The following is a 17,593-nucleotide window of genomic DNA, read 5'->3' on the forward strand; positions in this document are numbered from 1 at the left end:
TCTGAATTTGGGTAAAAAAATGATAGATATGACAAAAAACATCAGTTTCTTTTTTTTAAAAAATATGAACTCCACAGTCTTTATTAGAAAATCTCATTATTTTTAACGAATACCTCAAAATCACTTGATTTATTTCGAAAAAGTGACTACTATTTATAAGGAAACTATTGTTCAGTAAAAGAAAGTGGAGGTTCCCATGTCTAAACATTATTTTGATCCAAGATTGAAAATCTTTTCTCTTAACTCAAATCGCCCGTTAGCTGAAAAAATTGCTGAAGCTGTCGGTGTAGAGCTAGGAAAATCTTCTGTCACACAATTTAGTGATGGTGAAATTCAAGTTAATATTGAAGAAAGTATTCGTGGTTCTCACGTTTATATCATCCAGTCAACAAGCAGTCCAGTTAATGATAACTTAATGGAACTATTGATTATGATTGATGCGTTAAAACGTGCCAGTGCGAAAACAATTAATGTGGTAATGCCATATTATGGTTATGCACGTCAAGATCGTAAAGCCCGTGCCCGTGAGCCAATCACAGCGAAACTTGTCGCAAATATGCTTGAAAAAGCAGGAGCAACTAGAATGTTGACATTGGATTTACACGCGGTTCAAATTCAAGGATTTTTCGATATTCCAGTGGATCATTTGATGGGTGCCCCATTAATTGCAGATTATTTCCTTGAACGTGATATCAAAGGCGATGATGTTGTTGTCGTATCACCTGACCATGGTGGAGTGACTCGTGCCCGTAAATTAGCAGAGTATTTAAAATCACCAATCGCAATTATCGACAAACGTCGTCCAAAAGCGAATGTAGCGGAAGTAATGAATATTATTGGACATGTAGAAGGCAAAACATGTGTTTTAATCGATGACATGATCGATACAGCAGGAACCATTTCACTTGCAGCGAATGCTTTGAAAGAAGCTGGTGCAAAAGAAGTTTACGCTTCTTGTACGCATCCAGTTTTATCAGGACCAGCTCTACAACGTATTGAAGATTCTGCAATCAAACGTTTAGTGGTAACTGATTCAATTTATCTTTCAGATGATCGTAAAATCGAGAAAATCGATGAAGTCAGTGTTGGTGAGTTAATTGGAGATGCAATCAAACGTATCCATGAAAATAAACCAGTTAGTCCATTGTTTGAAACAAAACATCGCTAATTAAGGTAAATAAAAACGAAATAGGCATTATTTTCTGTAGATAACTGTACAGAAAATAATGCCTATTTTTTATTTTTTTATAAAAAATAATATAAAACTATTTTATTAGAATAATGATAGTAAATTTTTGAAAAAAAAGCATTATGGACCTATTATATAGATAAAGAATGAAATAAGGGAGCGTGAGTCAAATGAGTAACACAACAAAATTTTTAAAGTCTTACCGTTTTTTACAAGTAGTTACAGGTGTAATGTACTTTTTTATGGCAATTTTGGCGTTAAAATATACATCTAATACACTCGTAGAATCAATTCAGATTTTTGGGGCATTTTCTGTAGTCAAGGGGATCTTTGAAATTGTGAATAGAGCGAATATCAAAAAGAGAACGAATCATAACCAATATTCTTCTTTTGCTTTAGGTATCGTTGATATTGTAATCGGAATTATAATGATCGTAAATACTTCTTTGGATTTAACAGCTTTAGCAATGCTATTTGGCATCTGGTTTATAGGGGATGCGGTTATTTCATTTTTCATGTTGGATTTGGCTAAAAAAATATCTGAGATTTACTATTATGTTTCATTGATTATTTATTTAATCGGTGGAGTCATCGGTCTAGTTTTATTGATAGCCGGTGATACAACGGTTGCTTCGGTTCCGACATTGATTAGTATTTACTTCTTATTATTTGGATTTGTAAAATTAGTTGGTGGTATGCTAAATCGTAGAGATATTCATGTGACAAACCAAACTCACAATTTAAAAAAGAGATTATAACAAAAGTTTCATAGGCTTTGGTAAATTGTCAAAGAGCTTAACTTCTCTATATTGATTATTCAGATTTTCATTGACGTAGCCATAACTCTTTGAGTTATGGCTACGTCAATTTGTTATATTTTTGGATTAATTTTTCTCGATACCCGCTGTCTGTTCTGCATACAATTTCCCATCGTACATCTTGAAAAATGGATAATAACACACAATTGACACCGCTAAGTTAATAAATGCAATCAACACAGCGCGGAAATCACCGCCAGTTCCTAAAAACGCACCGACTCCTACTGGAGAAATCCACGGTATTCCAGTAATTACTTTATTAACTAAGCCAACAGAAGTCGCAAAATAAGCAATTGTCACATTAATCAAAGGGGTCACAATAAATGGAATAATCAAATACGGATTATAAACAATCGGTGCCCCAAAGATTACAGGTTCATTAATATTAAACAAACCAGGTAAAACGGCAGCTTTTCCCAAAACCTTAAGTTGGTCTGATTTTGCAGCAAATATCATTAATAAAACCAAACCAAGTGTGCTGCCAGCACCGCCGATAAAAATATACATATTTACAAAATCACCAGCGAAAATATTTGTTCCACCATCAATATTTTCTGTCAAAGCGACTAATAAAATTGGATTAATAAAACTATTTTTAATCACCGCTGTACCATGGACCCCCACAGCCCACAATAAGTGAATCAACAGCATAATCACGATAATGCCTAGCCAAGAACCAGTTAAATCTTTTACAAATTCAAACGGTTTTGACAACAACCCATGTAAATCGGTATGAAAAACGGCTAAAATTGTATTAATAAACAACATCACAAACGCAATGAAAATCGCCGGAATTAAAGAAGCGAAAGCTTTACTTACACCATCAGGGACACCTTCAGGCATGCGGATGGTAATGTTCTTATTCACACATAGACGATAAATTTGCGTCGCTATCACCGCAGTAATAATCCCGATAAAAATTCCCACACCGCCAAATCGTGTAATCCATCCTCCAAGTGCAACACCATTATAAGTAATTGCTGTTTCACTTTCATTTTGGATTAATTGCGCACCGCCATCAACAATATCCGTTTGAACAATAGTCATCAAAAAGGCAAACAAACCTAAAATTGCGCCCACAAAACTGCTTAATCCGTCATTCTCTTCTTTACGATAGATATCCGTTAAGTAGTAGGCTGTAGCTAAACAGTAAAAAATAGCAATAGAGCCAATCGACATAGTCGTTGCAACGCTGTAAATCGGCGCAAATTTTAAAATTGTATTTTCAAAAAATGGTGCAAGTGGTGGAATGATTTGTGGCAAATTATTAATAATTAGAAAAATTGATCCAACGATCGTAAATGGTACTGTAATAATCCCGGCTTGCATAATTGCACGAATAAAACGCAGGTTTGCGACCTTATTTAATGGCGGCATCAATTTTGTTTCTAAAAACATAAATACTGTATTCATTTTTTTCTCCTTCCTTTATGAGGGCAATTGATTGGTTTCAATTAATGTTTTGTACCAGTAAAAACTGTCTTTTTTATATCTAGATAGTTCTTTTTCATCGTGTTCAGTACGATCAACGTAAATAAACCCATAGCGTTTACTGATACCTTCGTGAACGCTGACTAAATCAATAGCTGACCAAGGGCTGTAGCCAATTAAGTCAACACCAGCAGCAATTGCTTGCAAGCATTGGTCAATGTGTAAGTTTAAATAATTAATGCGGTAATTGTCGTGGATCTTGCCATCTGCTGTTAATTCATCTTTTGCACCTAAACCATTTTCAGTAATAATAATTGGTAAATGATAGCGATCGTAAAGAGTTTGCAGCGTCGTCTTTAAACCATCTGGATCAATCGTCCAATTGAATTCATTTTTAGCAAGATACGGATTAGTAAAGCCTTTGTAAAAGCCCCATTCCATAATATCTTCACTTTGCTGGTCGCTGATCCCATTTTTCATCCCAGCTTTTTCTGTTGGTTTTTCCACAGTGACCGTTGTATAAAAGTTCATTGCAACATAATCGGGAAAATGGGTTTCCATTAATTTTTTATCTTCTGGAGCAAAGGTAATGTGAATATTATTGCGATTTAAATAGTCTTTAAAAACAGTGTTATAACGTCCAAGACAAGAAAAATCCAAGTAGGCCCAATTTCTGACACTATTAAAATAAAGTGCAGCCTGATTGTCTTGCGGTTTACTGGTTGCTGGATAAACTAGAGAAATATTAGGAACAGGTCCAATTTTGCCTTCCGTGATTAATTCATGACAACGTTTAAATGCATATTTTTCAGCAATCATGAGATGGTGAAATTGTTGGTATTTTTCCTGTAATGGAATTTCTTTGCCGAGAATTTTTTTATCGACTAAAAGCATGATATTGGGTTCATTGATCGTTAGCCAATTTTTTACTCGATCACCATATGCTTCAAAAAGTGTTTCAGCGTAGTGAACAAAGGCATCCACGGTGCTGCGAACACTCCATCCACCTTCATCTTCCAACGCTTGTGGTAAATCGAAATGGTTTAATGTAATAAACGGTTGAATATCATATTTAAGTAACTCGTCAATCACTGCATTATAGTGATGTAAACCAGCTTGATTTATCTCACCTCGTCCGTTTGGGAAAATTCGTGTCCAAGCAATTGAAAAACGAAAAATCTTGATGCCCATTTCAGCTAGTAAACGAATATCTTCTTTGTAATGATGGTAGTGATCGACGGCTACCGTAAAATCTGCAATTTCATGATTGTCTCGTTGGCGAGTATCTTGAACACTGAGTCCTTTACCGTCACTTTGGTAAGCTCCTTCAGTTTGATGAGCGGAAATCGATGCGCCCCATAAAAAATTTTCTGGAAATGTATTTGTCATTGGTTTCTCCAATCTGTTATTTTTTTGTAAAGCGTTTTCTTTGGTCTTAGAATAAAGGATTGCTTATTGGAATTCAATACAATCAAAAGAACTGTTCATGAAAGTTTTTTTATGAACAGTTCGCAAGATAAACTTTAATTCGCAGAAAAACATTGAGCTAAGAAAAAGCGAACGCTTTTAGTATACCTTTTTTATTCAGTTAAGACTTCAACGGTGATTGGGTAGTTATTTAGCAAGATAGTTGGGGTGGAATCGGTATATAAAGTATCGAATAGGAACGTTTTATCGATCATAAAATGACTAACTGATCCTAGGTTGTTTGAGGCTGTATAAGTAAGTTTTGGACCTTTGGTATGCTGCAACATAGTTCGATAGATAAAGGATTCGTTCAGCGTTTTAGTGGTGACTTCATGAGCATTAATCCCAGCCGCTTCAATGATACAAAGATCAGCTTCGACTTTATTGAATGAATAAATCGCAAAATCACCGACAAGAGCCTTAGAATTTTTCTCTAATTCACCCCCACAAATGGAAATGACGGCATTAACTGAGGTATGGTTGAGCTGTAATGCCGAATAGTCATTGGTTACTATTTCTACTTCTAAATGAGCCAAACCGTAGATGATTTCGGTGGAAAAAAGACCTGCTCCAATAAAAATTCTCATCCCGCTGCTTACTAAAGGTTTAATTTTTGAAATGAAAATAGCTGTTGGAAATGAATAGCTGTTGGTAAATGTAACAGGCACTTGTGTTTGATTATCAAGTAATTTAACGCCACCATAAAAGCGTTCAATCATCTTCTTCTTTTCTAAAAATAACAAGTCTCTTCTGATAGTAACAGGAGAAACTTTAAAAAATTCAGCCAAATCAGTCACACTTGCTTGCTCAGTTTCATGTAAATATTCGATTAGTTTTTCTCGTCTTTTAAAGACATCGCCTTGGCTAGTTTTCATCCTTTTCCTCCAATCTTGAGTTAAATTCAGGTATTTTACTCATAGTATAGACATGTTTTAATGAAAAGGGCAACTTGTTCAGCTAGTGATTAGATGATATATTTTGTTAAACAATATTGAGAAATAAGGAAGGTCCTTGCTATGGTAAAATCAAATCCTTTTCCGTTTCACTTGTCATTAGCTAAAGTCAGTTATGCTCCGCCCAAAATAAGTGAAGGTTTAACGCTATTTCTTGTGCTGAGTGGCAGTCTGCAGGTCATAACGGCAAAACAAAAGTATCAATTGCAAACAGACGATTTGTTAGTTATTAATCCCTTGCAGCAATATCAGTTAAAAAGTACCGATAAAAATCTATTTTTATCTTTGCGTATTTCTAGAAAACCGTTGATACCAGATCTTAAAGACAATTGGATGCCATATATCGAATGTTCTACAATCGATTCTAAGGAAGTAGAAAGTGAAAAACTCCAAGAATTAAGAGAAAATTTAGTTCATCTTATGGCAGCATATTTTAAACAAAATCAGGAAAATGAGCTTGAAGTCTATCAATATTTATTTACAGTGCTTACTAACTTGGTAAAATCATTTCAAAAAAATATTGTTCCCATGCCTCAAGTTACAGCAGCGTTAACGGATAGTTGGATGAACGAACTAATAGAACAGATCCAAAATGAATACGATCAGCCACTTTCGTTGGAGGAATTAGCTAAAAGCAGTGGGGTTTCATATTATCACCTTTCCCGTTCGTTTAAAAAGCAATTGGGGGTTACTTTTACTGAATATTTGAGTCAAATTCGGCTAGTACATGCAACGGAATCTTTGCTCTTAACCAAGCAACCAATTATCAAAGTTGCGCTAAACAATGGTTTTTCAAATGCTAAAAACTTTCATCAATTATTCAAAAAGCACTACGGGCTAACACCAGCCAATTATCGTAAGAAATACTCATTGGCACAAGAACAAGTAAGCAAATCTATTGAAAAAGCTGACTATCAGGAAATTACAGGGCAAGCAGCGTTGCAAGAATTAGCCAAGTATTTAGCTGAAAAAGATATCGATGATGAAAATGCTGCAATCCAGCAAAAATTGGAACTTATTTTACCGAATGAATGTCAGCCGCCTTATCATCAAAGTAAAAAGATTATCAAAATTGGTCCAGCAAATGAAGGCTTAGCCAATGGTGTACAACGAGAACTTTGTATTTTGCAAAAGGATTTAGCTTTCGACTTGGTACAATTTGAAGGCTTTTGTGAAGAAACGAACTTTGATCACGATGTTTTGTTAGTCTCAGAGTATATTTTAAATAATCAATGGTTCGATTTTTTAGTCAAAATCCAGTTAAAACCCATGATTCAATTATTTTTGCCTGAAAATTATCAATCGAAAGAAGAGGCGCAATTATGGTGTGACAAACAACTAAAAATTATTCGCCATTTTCTAAACCGCTATGGGATGAAAGAAGTGAATCAATGGTATTTTCAATGGTCGTTACCTAAAGTGAGTAGTAGCTGGAGTGAAGAAAATTATTGGGCTTATCATTACTTTTATCGAAGATTAAAACAATTGCTACAAGGCTGCAAACTAGGGCTGATGTCTGTGCGTTCATTAGAAGACAGGGAGTTTCTACAATACCAGCGTTTTATTGAGGAACAGAAATCGCAAAATTGTTTACCGGATTTTATTAGTTTTCATGCAGACCCCTATACATCTGACTCTGTGAAAGGGGAGCATGCTGTACGTTTTAAGGAATACCAACAAGAAATTCTAAGTCGAGTAAACGCTGTGATCCAAACGACTCAAGAAGAATTGCTAGCGGATTGGGAACCAGAATTATTTTTGACTGACTGGAATACTTTGGTAGGTGAAGGAAATACATTCTCGGGTACTTTTTTCCGCTCAGCTTTAATTTTAGAATCCATTGTTGAACTTTCGGAAAAAGTTTCCGGGATTGCTTTTTGGTTGAATATAAAAGTGAAGGAACGCCAGACGCATTTGCGTGAAGACAGTAGTTTATCGGTTTTTTTATACGAAGAATTGCGGCGGCCACTCTTTTTTTCATTGCGTTTTTTGAATCATTTAAAGGGCGAGCTTGTTGCGTGCGGTGATGGCTACATTTTGACAAGAGATCAAGATCAATTTCAGCTACTACTTTATAATTCTAGCTACCTTGATCCACTTTATTCTGTAGATACGTTTCAAGTGCAATATCAGACGAAAAAGGTATCTATTCATTTAAAAGAATTACCTTGTGGAGACTATTTGATTCGAGAATATGTGCTGGATAAAGATCATGGTGGTATTTATAATGACTGGATCAGAGTTGGTGGACAAGTGGAAATTGATTATGAATTGCAAAAATATTTGGAGCAAAAGATTTTACCTAAATTTGAGCTGCAGAAAGAAAGAATTTCAGCTGATGGATATAAGTTAGAAAGTACATTGACATTGAATGCTTGTAAATTGTATTTGTTTCAACCGTTGTATTAAAGAAAATAAAAAAGTGAGGTGTTGACAGGAATAATTTCTTGCAATACCTCACAAATTAATTAGAAATTAGATAATTTATCTAGTTTCTTTTTTTAGTAAAAATTAAATAAAAAGCTAAAAGAAGTTGGGTTACACCTATTGTTAATAGAATACTTCGTTTACTTCCAAGTCCGGGCAATTGTTTTTCACTACTAGTATTCTTGTTACTATCAGAAGTGGTTGAATTAGAAGTTGCTACTTTGCTAGTTGTAGAGCTGGGATTTAAAGTACTACTATTAGAGTTAGAAGAACTTATGCTAGAACTTGACCCTTCACTTGTATTAGTCGTAGAACTATTATCGCTACTAGAGCTGGAAGAAGTTGAACTAGAATCTATTACTTCACTAATAGGACTTGCAGAAGTAGAGCTAGAACTTATAGATTCAGAACTAGATTCAGAAGTAGTAGAATCTGCTACTCCACTAATAGAGTCAGAAAAAGTAGTAGACGAATCAGAGCTAGGCTCAGAAGAACTAGAACTAGATTCAGAATTTTCAGCAGTAGAGTCATCAGAAGTAGAGCTAGAACTTGTAGATTCAGAAGTAGTAGAATCTGCTACTCCACTAATAGAGTCAGAAAAAGTAGTAGATGAATCAGAGCTAGACTCAAAAGAACTAGAACTAGATTCAGAATTTTCAGTAGTAGAGTCATTAGAAGTAGAGCTAGAACTTGTAGGTTCAGAACTAGATTCAGAAGTAGTAGAATCTGCTCCTCCGCTAATGGAGTCAGAAAAAGTAGTAGACGAATCAGAGCTAGACTCGGAAGAACTAGAACTAGATTCAGAATTTTCAGTAGTAGAGTCATCAGAAGTAGAGCTAGAACTAACAGAGTCAGAACTGGAATCAGAAACAGAAGAACTAGACTGAGAATTTTCAATACTAGACTCAGAAGTACTTGATATTTCGCTAGTACTGTTAGTAGAGCTAGAACTAGAGTCTGAAATAACAATATTTGTAGGTGTGATTGTGGCTCCATAAACTAAATCCCAACGATGTGTTTCACCAGCTCCAAGAAAAGTATCAACAATAATTGATCCATCAATATTTACACCAGTACCATCTAGTTTCGCATTTGGAGCTAAAATAGTTCCTTGCCAAGGTGCTGTGATAGTTAGCAAGCCAGAAAACAAAGTGTCATTTTGAGTGAAATTCCATAAGAAGGTACTTCCGGAAAAATCACCACCGCTTTGTTGGGGATTTCTTTGTGTGCCGTCAGTATAAAAAAGTTTAATGGGACTATTAATGGTATATGAACTTCCGGATGGGAGTTTGACATTTAGCAGCAATTTTTTTCCGGTTATTCCTTTTTCCAGTCCTTTAAATATCAATGGAGTATTCATCGTTAAAACATCAGGAGAAATATCTACAACTACGACAGATTTGTTAATTTTTGAAATATCAATTACCCGATTGTTGAAATCTGAAAACATACTATTGTTAACAACTAGATCTGGTGATAAACCTGCTAAAGTAGTATTGACCGTCCGTAATCGTGCAAATTCAAGATCAAAATCAATATATGGCGTTTGATCGTCTTGAAAAACTTGGCTAGAAGTTAAATGATCTAAAAAAGTACCATTAACTTTAGGACGATTACTATTTGAACGATCAACAGTTATTGTGTTGCCAACGACAAATTTATTCTTATTTGGACCACTAATAAAAGAAGCACTATTAATAGACGTGATTATTTGCACATAATTGTATTCTTTAGACGAATAATTGCTGGTTCCAAAATCCGCATTTTGTCCAGTTAAATTTCTTGTAGCGATATTCCCATCTGTATGACTCCTCAAATAAACTTGGTTAGCGAAAATATGAAAATACTGTGCTGCACCTAAAAGACTAGATTGGGCTGAAGGGACGTCCGTATAAAATGTACCACCATCGTAAATTGAAGAAGAAACAGCCGCTAAAGGAAAGGAAACAGTCAATAATATGGAGCCAATTAGTAAGTTAAGTTTTTTCATAATTTTCACCTGCTTTTCAATGTTTTTCACCAATGTTTATCCAGAAAATATCTGTATGATGATTATATTTATTATAATTCGTTTGCATAAAATATATTTTATATTTGTATTTAAAAATAACAAAAAACATATTGTTGTGATGGGTAAAACGTTTATTTAACAGTGTTAATTCAATTTTGGTTTTTTAAAAGAAAAAAATGAATAGTATATTTTCATACAAGAAAATGTTCATTTTTTAATTTAGCAAGAGTTCTAAAGATCAAGAAAATTTTTTTAGACAAGCTAATTTGAGCAAAAAAAGCGACCGTTTTTTTGCTTTTTCGAATTATTTTTCTCCAATATTTAAATAATAAGACAACATAGAGCAATTAAAGTGATTTATGTTTGCTTGTTTTTTTATATAATAAATCATAAGGAAAGCGTTTTCTTATATTTAGATAATGGAGGGGAAAAATGGAAACACAGATTGAAAAAACAACAGTAAAAAAAAGTAGTGCTGGATTGATTTTTGCATTAATGGCTGGTTACTCGATGATCTATATGGATAAAAATATGATCTCGACAGCTGTTCTGCCAATTGCCAAAGAGTTTAATTTAGATGCCGGGCAAACAGGGATGATTATGTCGTTCTTTTTCTTAGGTTATTCCTTGATGCAAATTCCAGGTGGTTGGTTAGCCGATAAGATTGGTGCTAAAAAAGTTTTGATGTTGTCACTCGCAATTATTTCGGTTTTTTCATTTGCATTTGGAACAGTTAGTAGTTTGATGTTGTTTATGGCAATTCGTTTTTTTGCGGGCATCGGACATGGGGGGTATCCGCCAAGTTGCTCTAAATCAATTGCCGATAATTTTCCACAAGAAAGAAGAACGTTTATTCAATCACTAATTCTTTCTACTTCAGGGATTGGCGGAATTTTGGCGTTTACACTGGGGACGAATTTAATCAATGCTAATTGGCGTTATGGTTATTTAGCTTTAGGGACATTGTTCGCGGGAGCATTGGTGTTAGTAGCGATTTTCGTTCCTAACAATGCAGAGAATAAAAAAGTTTCACGTAATCATGTATCTCCGATTAAATTTAGTCAAGTTATAACCAATCGTAATGTTTTAGTGTTATTTGTAGCGATGTTGTTATTAAACTTTTTGTTGTATGGAAACATGTCTTGGTTACCAAGCTATCTAGCGCAAAAATTCTCAATCGACCTTAAAACAATTGGGTATTTACTCGCGGTTAATGCAATTTTCCAAACGATTGCCACGATGTTTGCAGGTGTGTTATTGTCGAAACTATTTTTGGGTAAAGAAAGGATGTTTATTCTTGGGGCAACGATTTTGTCGGCTGTGCTAATTGTAGCTTTTGTATTATCGAATAATCTCGTCTTATCAATGATATGCTTAATTGCCGTTAGCATGGTTTCAGTCAATGCTTTTACAGCGATTTTCACATGGCCGCATAAAATTATGGACCCATCAATTATTGGTTCGTCCATCGGAATTATTAATACTGGTGGGACATTGGGTGGCTTCTTAGCTCCGTTAATCTTAGGTCAATTGATTAAAGCGGCTGGTGGATCATTTACCTTAGCCTTTAGCTTTATGGCTGTAGCGGGTCTGCTTTGCGGGCTTTGTGTATTGGGAGTGAAAAAATAAGCGTAATGTCAGACAGAAAATTTAAATACAAAAGCGCCTTTGATATTATCGGACCCATTATGGTTGGACCCTCCAGTTCACATACCGCTGGTGCCGTTAAAATCGGAAATATGGCGCGAAAACTATATAAACAACTACCGCGAAAATTAATAGTAACTTTTTTCGGTTCATTTGCTGAAACATATAAAGGTCATGGAACAGCCGTGGCGATTGTTGCTGGTGTTTTAGGTTTTGAAACCAATGATGAACGTATTCCAGAGGCGATTAAGATTGCGGAAAATCAAGGTGTAACAATTGAATTTTTAGTCAGCACAAAGGAAACTGAACATGCAAATACAGTTAATTTAGAATTAATTAATGCGCAAGAAAAACTAAATCTAACGGCAATCTCAATTGGCGGAGGCAGTATTCAGCTAACAGAAATTAATCATTATTCAACATTACTGGATCAAACGCAAGGGAATGGACTAGTTTTGACAGCAGATCAACCAAAAAAGGCTCTTCCTTGTGTGAAGGACGCCTTAGAAAGTCCAGCTTTTGTCCAAGTTCAACAGTTAAATAAAGAAACGGTTATTTTTGTGGAAACTGTCAGTGATATTAGTCAAAAATTATTAGCAAAAATCAGAGAAATACCGGGAATTACAGCAGCATTGCCGACAACCGGCTAAAGTGGAAGGCGTGAATTTTTTGTTTGAATCAATCGAAGAACTTGTCCAGCGAGCAGAAGTAAAACAATGTAAAATAGCGGAAATTATGATTGCTCAAGAAATAGAAACTTCTGGACGCAGCCGCTTAGAAATTATGAATCAAATGGAGTTAAATTTAGATACAATGGAGCAAGCTGCTGCTAAAGGAGTTCAAGGTGTCCGTTCTCATTCTGGATTAACAGGCTATGATGCGAAAAAATTACACGCTTATTTAGATCAAAAAAATGTTTTAACCGATGATACCTTTGTCAAAGCTTTGTGCTATGCCGTAGCAACAAATGAAGTAAACGCCGCGATGGGGATGATTTGTGCGACACCAACGGCTGGTTCAGCTGGGGTTGTTCCGGGTGTGTTGCTCGCGTTTCGTGAAAAACTTAAAGCTACACGTGAGGACATGCTGAGCTTTTTATTTACAGCAGCGGCATTTGGTTTTGTTACAGCGAATAATGCCATGATCTCAGGAGCCGAAGGCGGTTGTCAGGCTGAAATTGGTTCAGCTTCCGGTATGGCGGCAGCTGCTTTAGTCGAAATGGCAGGCGGCACTCCACGGCAGGCAAGTCAGGCGTTTGCAATTGCTTTAAACAATTTGATTGGTTTAGCCTGTGATCCGGTGGCTGGTTTAGTTGAAATTCCTTGTATTAAAAGAAACGCAGGGGGCACATCAAACGCGATCAGTGCAGCAGAAATGGCATTAGCGGGTATCGAAAGCGAAATTCCAGCAGATGAAGTAGTAGAAACGATGTATCGAGTTGGACGTAGTATGCCGGCAGATATTCGAGAAACAGGAATTGGCGGCTTGGCAGGAACAAAAACGGGGAAGAGAATCGCTAAAGAATTATTTGGTATAGATAGATAAAGGGGAAACGAGATAAAAAAGGTTGAGTAGATCATGAAGAAAAGGAGCAAAATAATGGATGCAAAACAACAAATAGCGGAACTAATCGAAGCAAAAAAAGAGCAATTTATTACTGCAGCAGATCAAATTTGGGGCACGCCTGAAACACGCTTTGCAACAACAGAATCGGTTAAGCCATTTCTTGAAATTTTAGAAAAAGAAGGATTTTCAATTGAAACAGGTGTAGCCAATATGGAACACTCTTTTGTTGCAACATATGGCAGTGGTAGTCCAGCTATCGGGATTCTTGCTGAATATGATGCATTAGGGAATCTAAGTCAAGTAGCTGATTTAGGTGAACAGAAAGCTGAAGTAGAAGGCGGGAACGGACATGGCTGTGGTCATAATTTATTAGGAACAGGTGCCTTAGCAGGAGCAGTGGGCATTAAAGATCTGATGGCACAAGAAAAACTAACAGGAACAATTAAATTATTTGGTTGCCCGGCGGAAGAAAGTGGCTATGGTAAAGCTTTTATGGCACGTGATGGTGTGTTTGATTGTTTGGACGTTGCACTTACTTGGCATCCAATGGACACAACTATGGCGTGGGGGTTAAGTAGTTTAGCTGTTTATCAAGTGTATTACAACTTCAAAGGAATCTCAGCTCATGCAGCAGCAGCTCCTGAACAAGGACGTAGCGCATTAGATGCGGCTGAATTAATGAATATCGGTGTACAATTTTTACGTGAGCATATTATTGACGAAGGTCGAGTTCACTATGCTTTTATGGACGCAGGTGGAGAATCAGCAAATGTCGTTCAGCCGACAGCGAGTTTGTATTACTTTATTCGTGCACCAAAATTAGAACAAGCCGAAGCTATTTATAAACGAGTCAATAAAATTGCTGAAGGCGCGGCTCTAATGACCGAAACAAAGCTAGAAATTGTGTTTGATTCAGCTTGTGCCAATTATTTACCAAACCGAGCAGTTACAACTGCAATGAATGAAAATTTAGCTGTGTTCGGTGATCTGAATTTATCCAAAGAAGATCAAGAATACAGTCAAAGATACTATGATAGTTTAAATGAAGCGACTAAAGAAAGCTTAATCGCTAGAGCAAGACAAAGTAATCCAACAGCAAGCGAAGGAGAAATCGAGCGTCTGGGAACAATGCCAGTACTAGATCAAATTGGTCCTTTGGTCTTTACCGATGCAACATCAGGTTCAACGGATGTTGGTGATGTAAGCTGGGTTTGTCCAACTGCCCAAGTCTTAATTGGCTGTGAACCACAAGGAACACCGCCTCATTCATGGCAATGGGTAGCTAATGGCAAATCTTCTGTAGCACATAAAGGATTGTTAGCCGCAGGGAAAACCATTGCAACAACTGCATACGATTTACTAACGAATCCAGAATTAGTAGCTAAAGCTAAAGCAGAGCATGAAATAACAGTAGGTGGGAAAAAATACCAATCAGCTATTCCAGCAGAAGTGATGCCGAAATAATCACTGAGTAGTTAAGTTATCATCTAAATATGATGCCAGTTTTGATTTAATTCAATTTTTGACTATTAAGAGCTTGATACATGACATGATTAGTTATGTATTAAGTTTTTTTATTTTGTTATATTATATATAGAAAATACAGATTATTATTGTTTATATTTTTTGAGAAAAATATGTTTTTTCTGTGTTATTATGTATAAGTCTAATTAATAATATAGTAAGAGTAATAACAATTAATTGAAATAAAGGAGTGACCAGAATTGAAAGCTGAATTTATAAAAATAAATGAAAACAAAATTAAAAATGCCAGTAAGCGAATCTACATAGCAGTTACTTTAATCGGAATTGTTTTTTCGGCGATGCTGGCTACAGACAAAACTTTTGCAGAGAATATGATACCGTCAGTTGAAAAAGATAGTGCGGATGAAAAAAATAGCGATATCTCCAATGCTCAGTTTGCCAATGACAATAATAAATCTATTTCACCACAAGAAAGCGATATCCGAATCATTTTAAGTGAGAATGAAAAAGAGTGGAACGATTACATCGGCAAAATAATGCCACTCATGAATGAATTAGGAAGTAAGGTCTTTAATACAAATTTTCAAACAAGATATGATAAATTATTTGATCGTATGAGCGATGTCACTTGGGCTACTCTAGAGATACCCTTAGAAGATAGAAATCAAGATTTTTATAACTATTGGTTACCAGAACTGGCGAGTATTTTGGCAGATTTGCAACAATTAGAAAAAGACATTAATGCAAGTCTACCTACTGAAACCAGAAATTACATGATTAAGTATTTAGACGAGTATGGCAACCCTATCCCTGGTGTCCAAGAGGTGATAAAAACAGCAAAAAAAGGTGAAACTATTACAGAAATTGCTCCAGAAATAGATGGATACTTTGTATTGAACGGAGAAAAAGTTATCACTCAAACGATTGAAGAAAATACAATTTTTACATTTTTATATAGTAATGAATTAAAAAGAATCGACCTTTATTACGACGTAATTGGAGATAGTACAGCTCAGGTGGGAGAAGTTAAAAAGTATAAATATAGTCAAGTTGAATTCTTTAATGACGGAACTAAGACAGAAACGATAGTTAATGTAGAAGATACCTCCCAATCCCTGATAAGTTCAAATCCCAATGACATTATTAATGGCGGAAGTATCCGTTTTAGTAGTGAAGGTACAAGAACAATTACAAGTGGGAGTGGTAAGACTTTAACCGTAGTCGTTAACTCTGCAACTAAAGTTGATGACTCTAAACTTAACAAAGCAATTAAAAGTGCTGAAGATTTGCTAAAAAAAAAAACGTATATAACGACCAGAGATCTTGAAGTTGCAATTTTAAAAGGCAAGGAAATGCTAACCAATGCTCATTGCACGCAAGAGCAAGTGGATGAATGTACCAAAAATATTATAGATAATATGAATGCATTAAAGGTATTAAAAAGTGATAGCGACGCTGGAAATAATAAAGTACAAAACAATAATAATTCCGCTGATAGCAAAAAGCTTGGAAACAGTAGCAATCAAAATAATAACCAGAATCATCATCATCCTTACCCAATAAATAGCAGAAATTCAAACAAAGTTAAACTACCGAAAACGGGTGAAATTGTAAACGTCAATGGAATAATAATTGGTTTATTTATCACTATGCTGTCAGTTATAACAATACTTAAAGAAGTAAAGGTTAAGCAAAAATGAAAATATGGCTTCAATTTGAGGCTGGGATAGCAATAATGAATCTTAAGAAAATAATTTAGCGTATTGGTTTGATTTTCGAAAATAAATATCACTATTTTACTTTATCGGATAACAAATTTCGGTAATATACAACGTATCTCGTTCCTCAGTAGCTGGACTGGTATGATAGATGTTAAACGGATTTCCTGAACGTACATAGTTGTTCAATTGTAACCAGTTTTGCAGATCTTTATGAACGTTAGGTATTGAAGAGTAGCCACCACTAACCACAACAGAGGCAACTAATCCCGGTAAAAAATAGTTAGCCGCAGGATAAATAGATTGTAGCGTTTTAGGAATTTCTATCAGTACTTCAATGTCAATCTTACCTGTACAAGGATGGAAAATGGCAATTGATTGATTTAGTTTTGCCAAATCTTGTTTTCTAATAGTGGAAAAAAGCTGTTGCCATAATTGCTCCTCGTGATAGTAAGAGTCAACTTTTTTACGATAGGAAATGCACAGAATTTCAGGTAATTGTTTTGTTTCTATTGGATAATTGACTAGATTGTCAGGTGAAGCAGTTGCCTTTTTTTCTAGAAGCTGCAAATAGGAAAGTTGCAGTTTCTTTTCTGCTAATTCTGTTTCTAATTGCTTTTTTTGTGTGGTTAAATACTCGGATTCTTCTATTGATTCAGTCAAAATAGTTTTGATTTCGGTTAGTGATAACCCGATATTTTTGAGTGAACGGATATGATTAGCTTGGTTGATTTGTTCAGGTGTGTAGTAACGATAGTTGTTTTCTTGGTCCGTTAATGCTGGTTTCAGTAACCCGATTTTGTCATAGTGCCGCAGCATCCGGGAACTAATAGTAGTTAGTTTAGAGAATTCACTAATTTTAAACATTTTTTCTCCTTAAG

Annotated in this window: 13 protein-coding genes; 8 read left to right on the plus strand and 5 right to left on the minus strand. The window is 35.4% G+C overall.

Annotation, left to right across the window (positions count from 1 at the left end; all coding sequences use genetic code 11):
• Window positions 1–196: 196 nt before the first annotated feature.
• Both C240_RS06895 and C240_RS06900 read left to right on the plus strand, forming a co-directional pair.
• Window positions 197–1,168 carry a ribose-phosphate diphosphokinase gene (locus C240_RS06895; protein ID WP_271493102.1) on the plus strand — a complete coding sequence of 324 codons (972 nt, stop codon included), beginning with the start codon at window positions 197–199 and terminating at the stop codon, window positions 1,166–1,168.
• Window positions 1,169–1,359: 191 nt separating this feature from the next.
• Window positions 1,360–1,947: a DUF308 domain-containing protein gene (locus C240_RS06900; protein ID WP_271493104.1), complete on the plus strand. Its 588-nt coding sequence runs from the start codon at window positions 1,360–1,362 to the stop codon at window positions 1,945–1,947.
• 126 nt (window positions 1,948–2,073) lie between these two features.
• On the opposite strand, the gene celB is transcribed toward C240_RS06900, so the two are convergent.
• The 3 genes from celB to C240_RS06915 form a co-directional block, all read right to left on the minus strand.
• Window positions 2,074–3,420, minus strand: a complete 1,347-nt coding sequence (gene celB / locus C240_RS06905) for a PTS cellobiose transporter subunit IIC (RefSeq protein ID WP_271493107.1) — start codon at window positions 3,418–3,420, stop codon at window positions 2,074–2,076.
• A gap of 15 nt (window positions 3,421–3,435) precedes the next feature.
• Window positions 3,436–4,827 carry a glycoside hydrolase family 1 protein gene (locus C240_RS06910; protein WP_271493108.1) on the minus strand — a complete coding sequence of 464 codons (1,392 nt, stop codon included), beginning with the start codon at window positions 4,825–4,827 and terminating at the stop codon, window positions 3,436–3,438.
• A 191-nt stretch (window positions 4,828–5,018) separates the two neighbouring features.
• Window positions 5,019–5,780 carry a DeoR/GlpR family DNA-binding transcription regulator gene (locus tag C240_RS06915; RefSeq protein ID WP_271493110.1) on the minus strand — a complete coding sequence of 254 codons (762 nt, stop codon included), beginning with the start codon at window positions 5,778–5,780 and terminating at the stop codon, window positions 5,019–5,021.
• Between the two features lie 141 nt (window positions 5,781–5,921).
• Between C240_RS06915 and C240_RS06920 the strand changes: the two genes are divergently transcribed.
• Window positions 5,922–8,267, plus strand: coding sequence for a helix-turn-helix domain-containing protein (locus tag C240_RS06920; protein ID WP_271493113.1), 2,346 nt, complete (start codon window positions 5,922–5,924; stop codon window positions 8,265–8,267).
• Between the two features lie 79 nt (window positions 8,268–8,346).
• Here C240_RS06920 and C240_RS06925 read toward each other — a convergent pair whose 3' ends face one another.
• Window positions 8,347–10,275 (minus strand): collagen-binding domain-containing protein, encoded by a 1,929-nt coding sequence (locus C240_RS06925; RefSeq protein ID WP_271493115.1) that lies wholly within the window; start codon window positions 10,273–10,275, stop codon window positions 8,347–8,349.
• A 453-nt stretch (window positions 10,276–10,728) separates the two neighbouring features.
• Here C240_RS06925 and C240_RS06930 point away from each other — a divergent pair, with 453 nt between their 5' ends.
• From C240_RS06930 to C240_RS06950, 5 genes are all read left to right on the plus strand, one after another.
• Entirely contained in the window at window positions 10,729–11,925 is a 1,197-nt protein-coding gene (locus tag C240_RS06930) for an MFS transporter (RefSeq protein ID WP_271493117.1), read from the plus strand.
• Between the two features lie 5 nt (window positions 11,926–11,930).
• A complete protein-coding gene (gene sdaAB, locus C240_RS06935) occupies window positions 11,931–12,593 on the plus strand; it encodes an L-serine ammonia-lyase, iron-sulfur-dependent subunit beta (RefSeq protein ID WP_271493119.1) in 663 nt (220 codons plus the stop codon).
• A 19-nt stretch (window positions 12,594–12,612) separates the two neighbouring features.
• Window positions 12,613–13,488 carry an L-serine ammonia-lyase, iron-sulfur-dependent, subunit alpha gene (gene sdaAA / locus C240_RS06940; protein ID WP_271493121.1) on the plus strand — a complete coding sequence of 292 codons (876 nt, stop codon included), beginning with the start codon at window positions 12,613–12,615 and terminating at the stop codon, window positions 13,486–13,488.
• A gap of 54 nt (window positions 13,489–13,542) precedes the next feature.
• Window positions 13,543–14,973, plus strand: a complete 1,431-nt coding sequence (locus C240_RS06945; RefSeq protein ID WP_271493123.1) for an amidohydrolase — start codon at window positions 13,543–13,545, stop codon at window positions 14,971–14,973.
• 260 nt (window positions 14,974–15,233) lie between these two features.
• On the plus strand, window positions 15,234–16,694 hold the full coding sequence (locus C240_RS06950) for an LPXTG cell wall anchor domain-containing protein (RefSeq protein ID WP_271493125.1): 1,461 nt from the start codon (window positions 15,234–15,236) through the stop codon (window positions 16,692–16,694).
• A 96-nt stretch (window positions 16,695–16,790) separates the two neighbouring features.
• On the opposite strand, the gene C240_RS06955 is transcribed toward C240_RS06950, so the two are convergent.
• The gene (locus C240_RS06955; protein WP_271493127.1) at window positions 16,791–17,579 is read right to left on the minus strand and encodes a MerR family transcriptional regulator; all 789 of its coding nucleotides are present in this window, start codon (window positions 17,577–17,579) and stop codon (window positions 16,791–16,793) included.
• Window positions 17,580–17,593 lie beyond the last annotated feature (14 nt).

It is taken from the genome of Enterococcus sp. 5H (assembly GCF_028128615.1).
Classification (GTDB): domain Bacteria; phylum Bacillota; class Bacilli; order Lactobacillales; family Enterococcaceae; genus Enterococcus_L.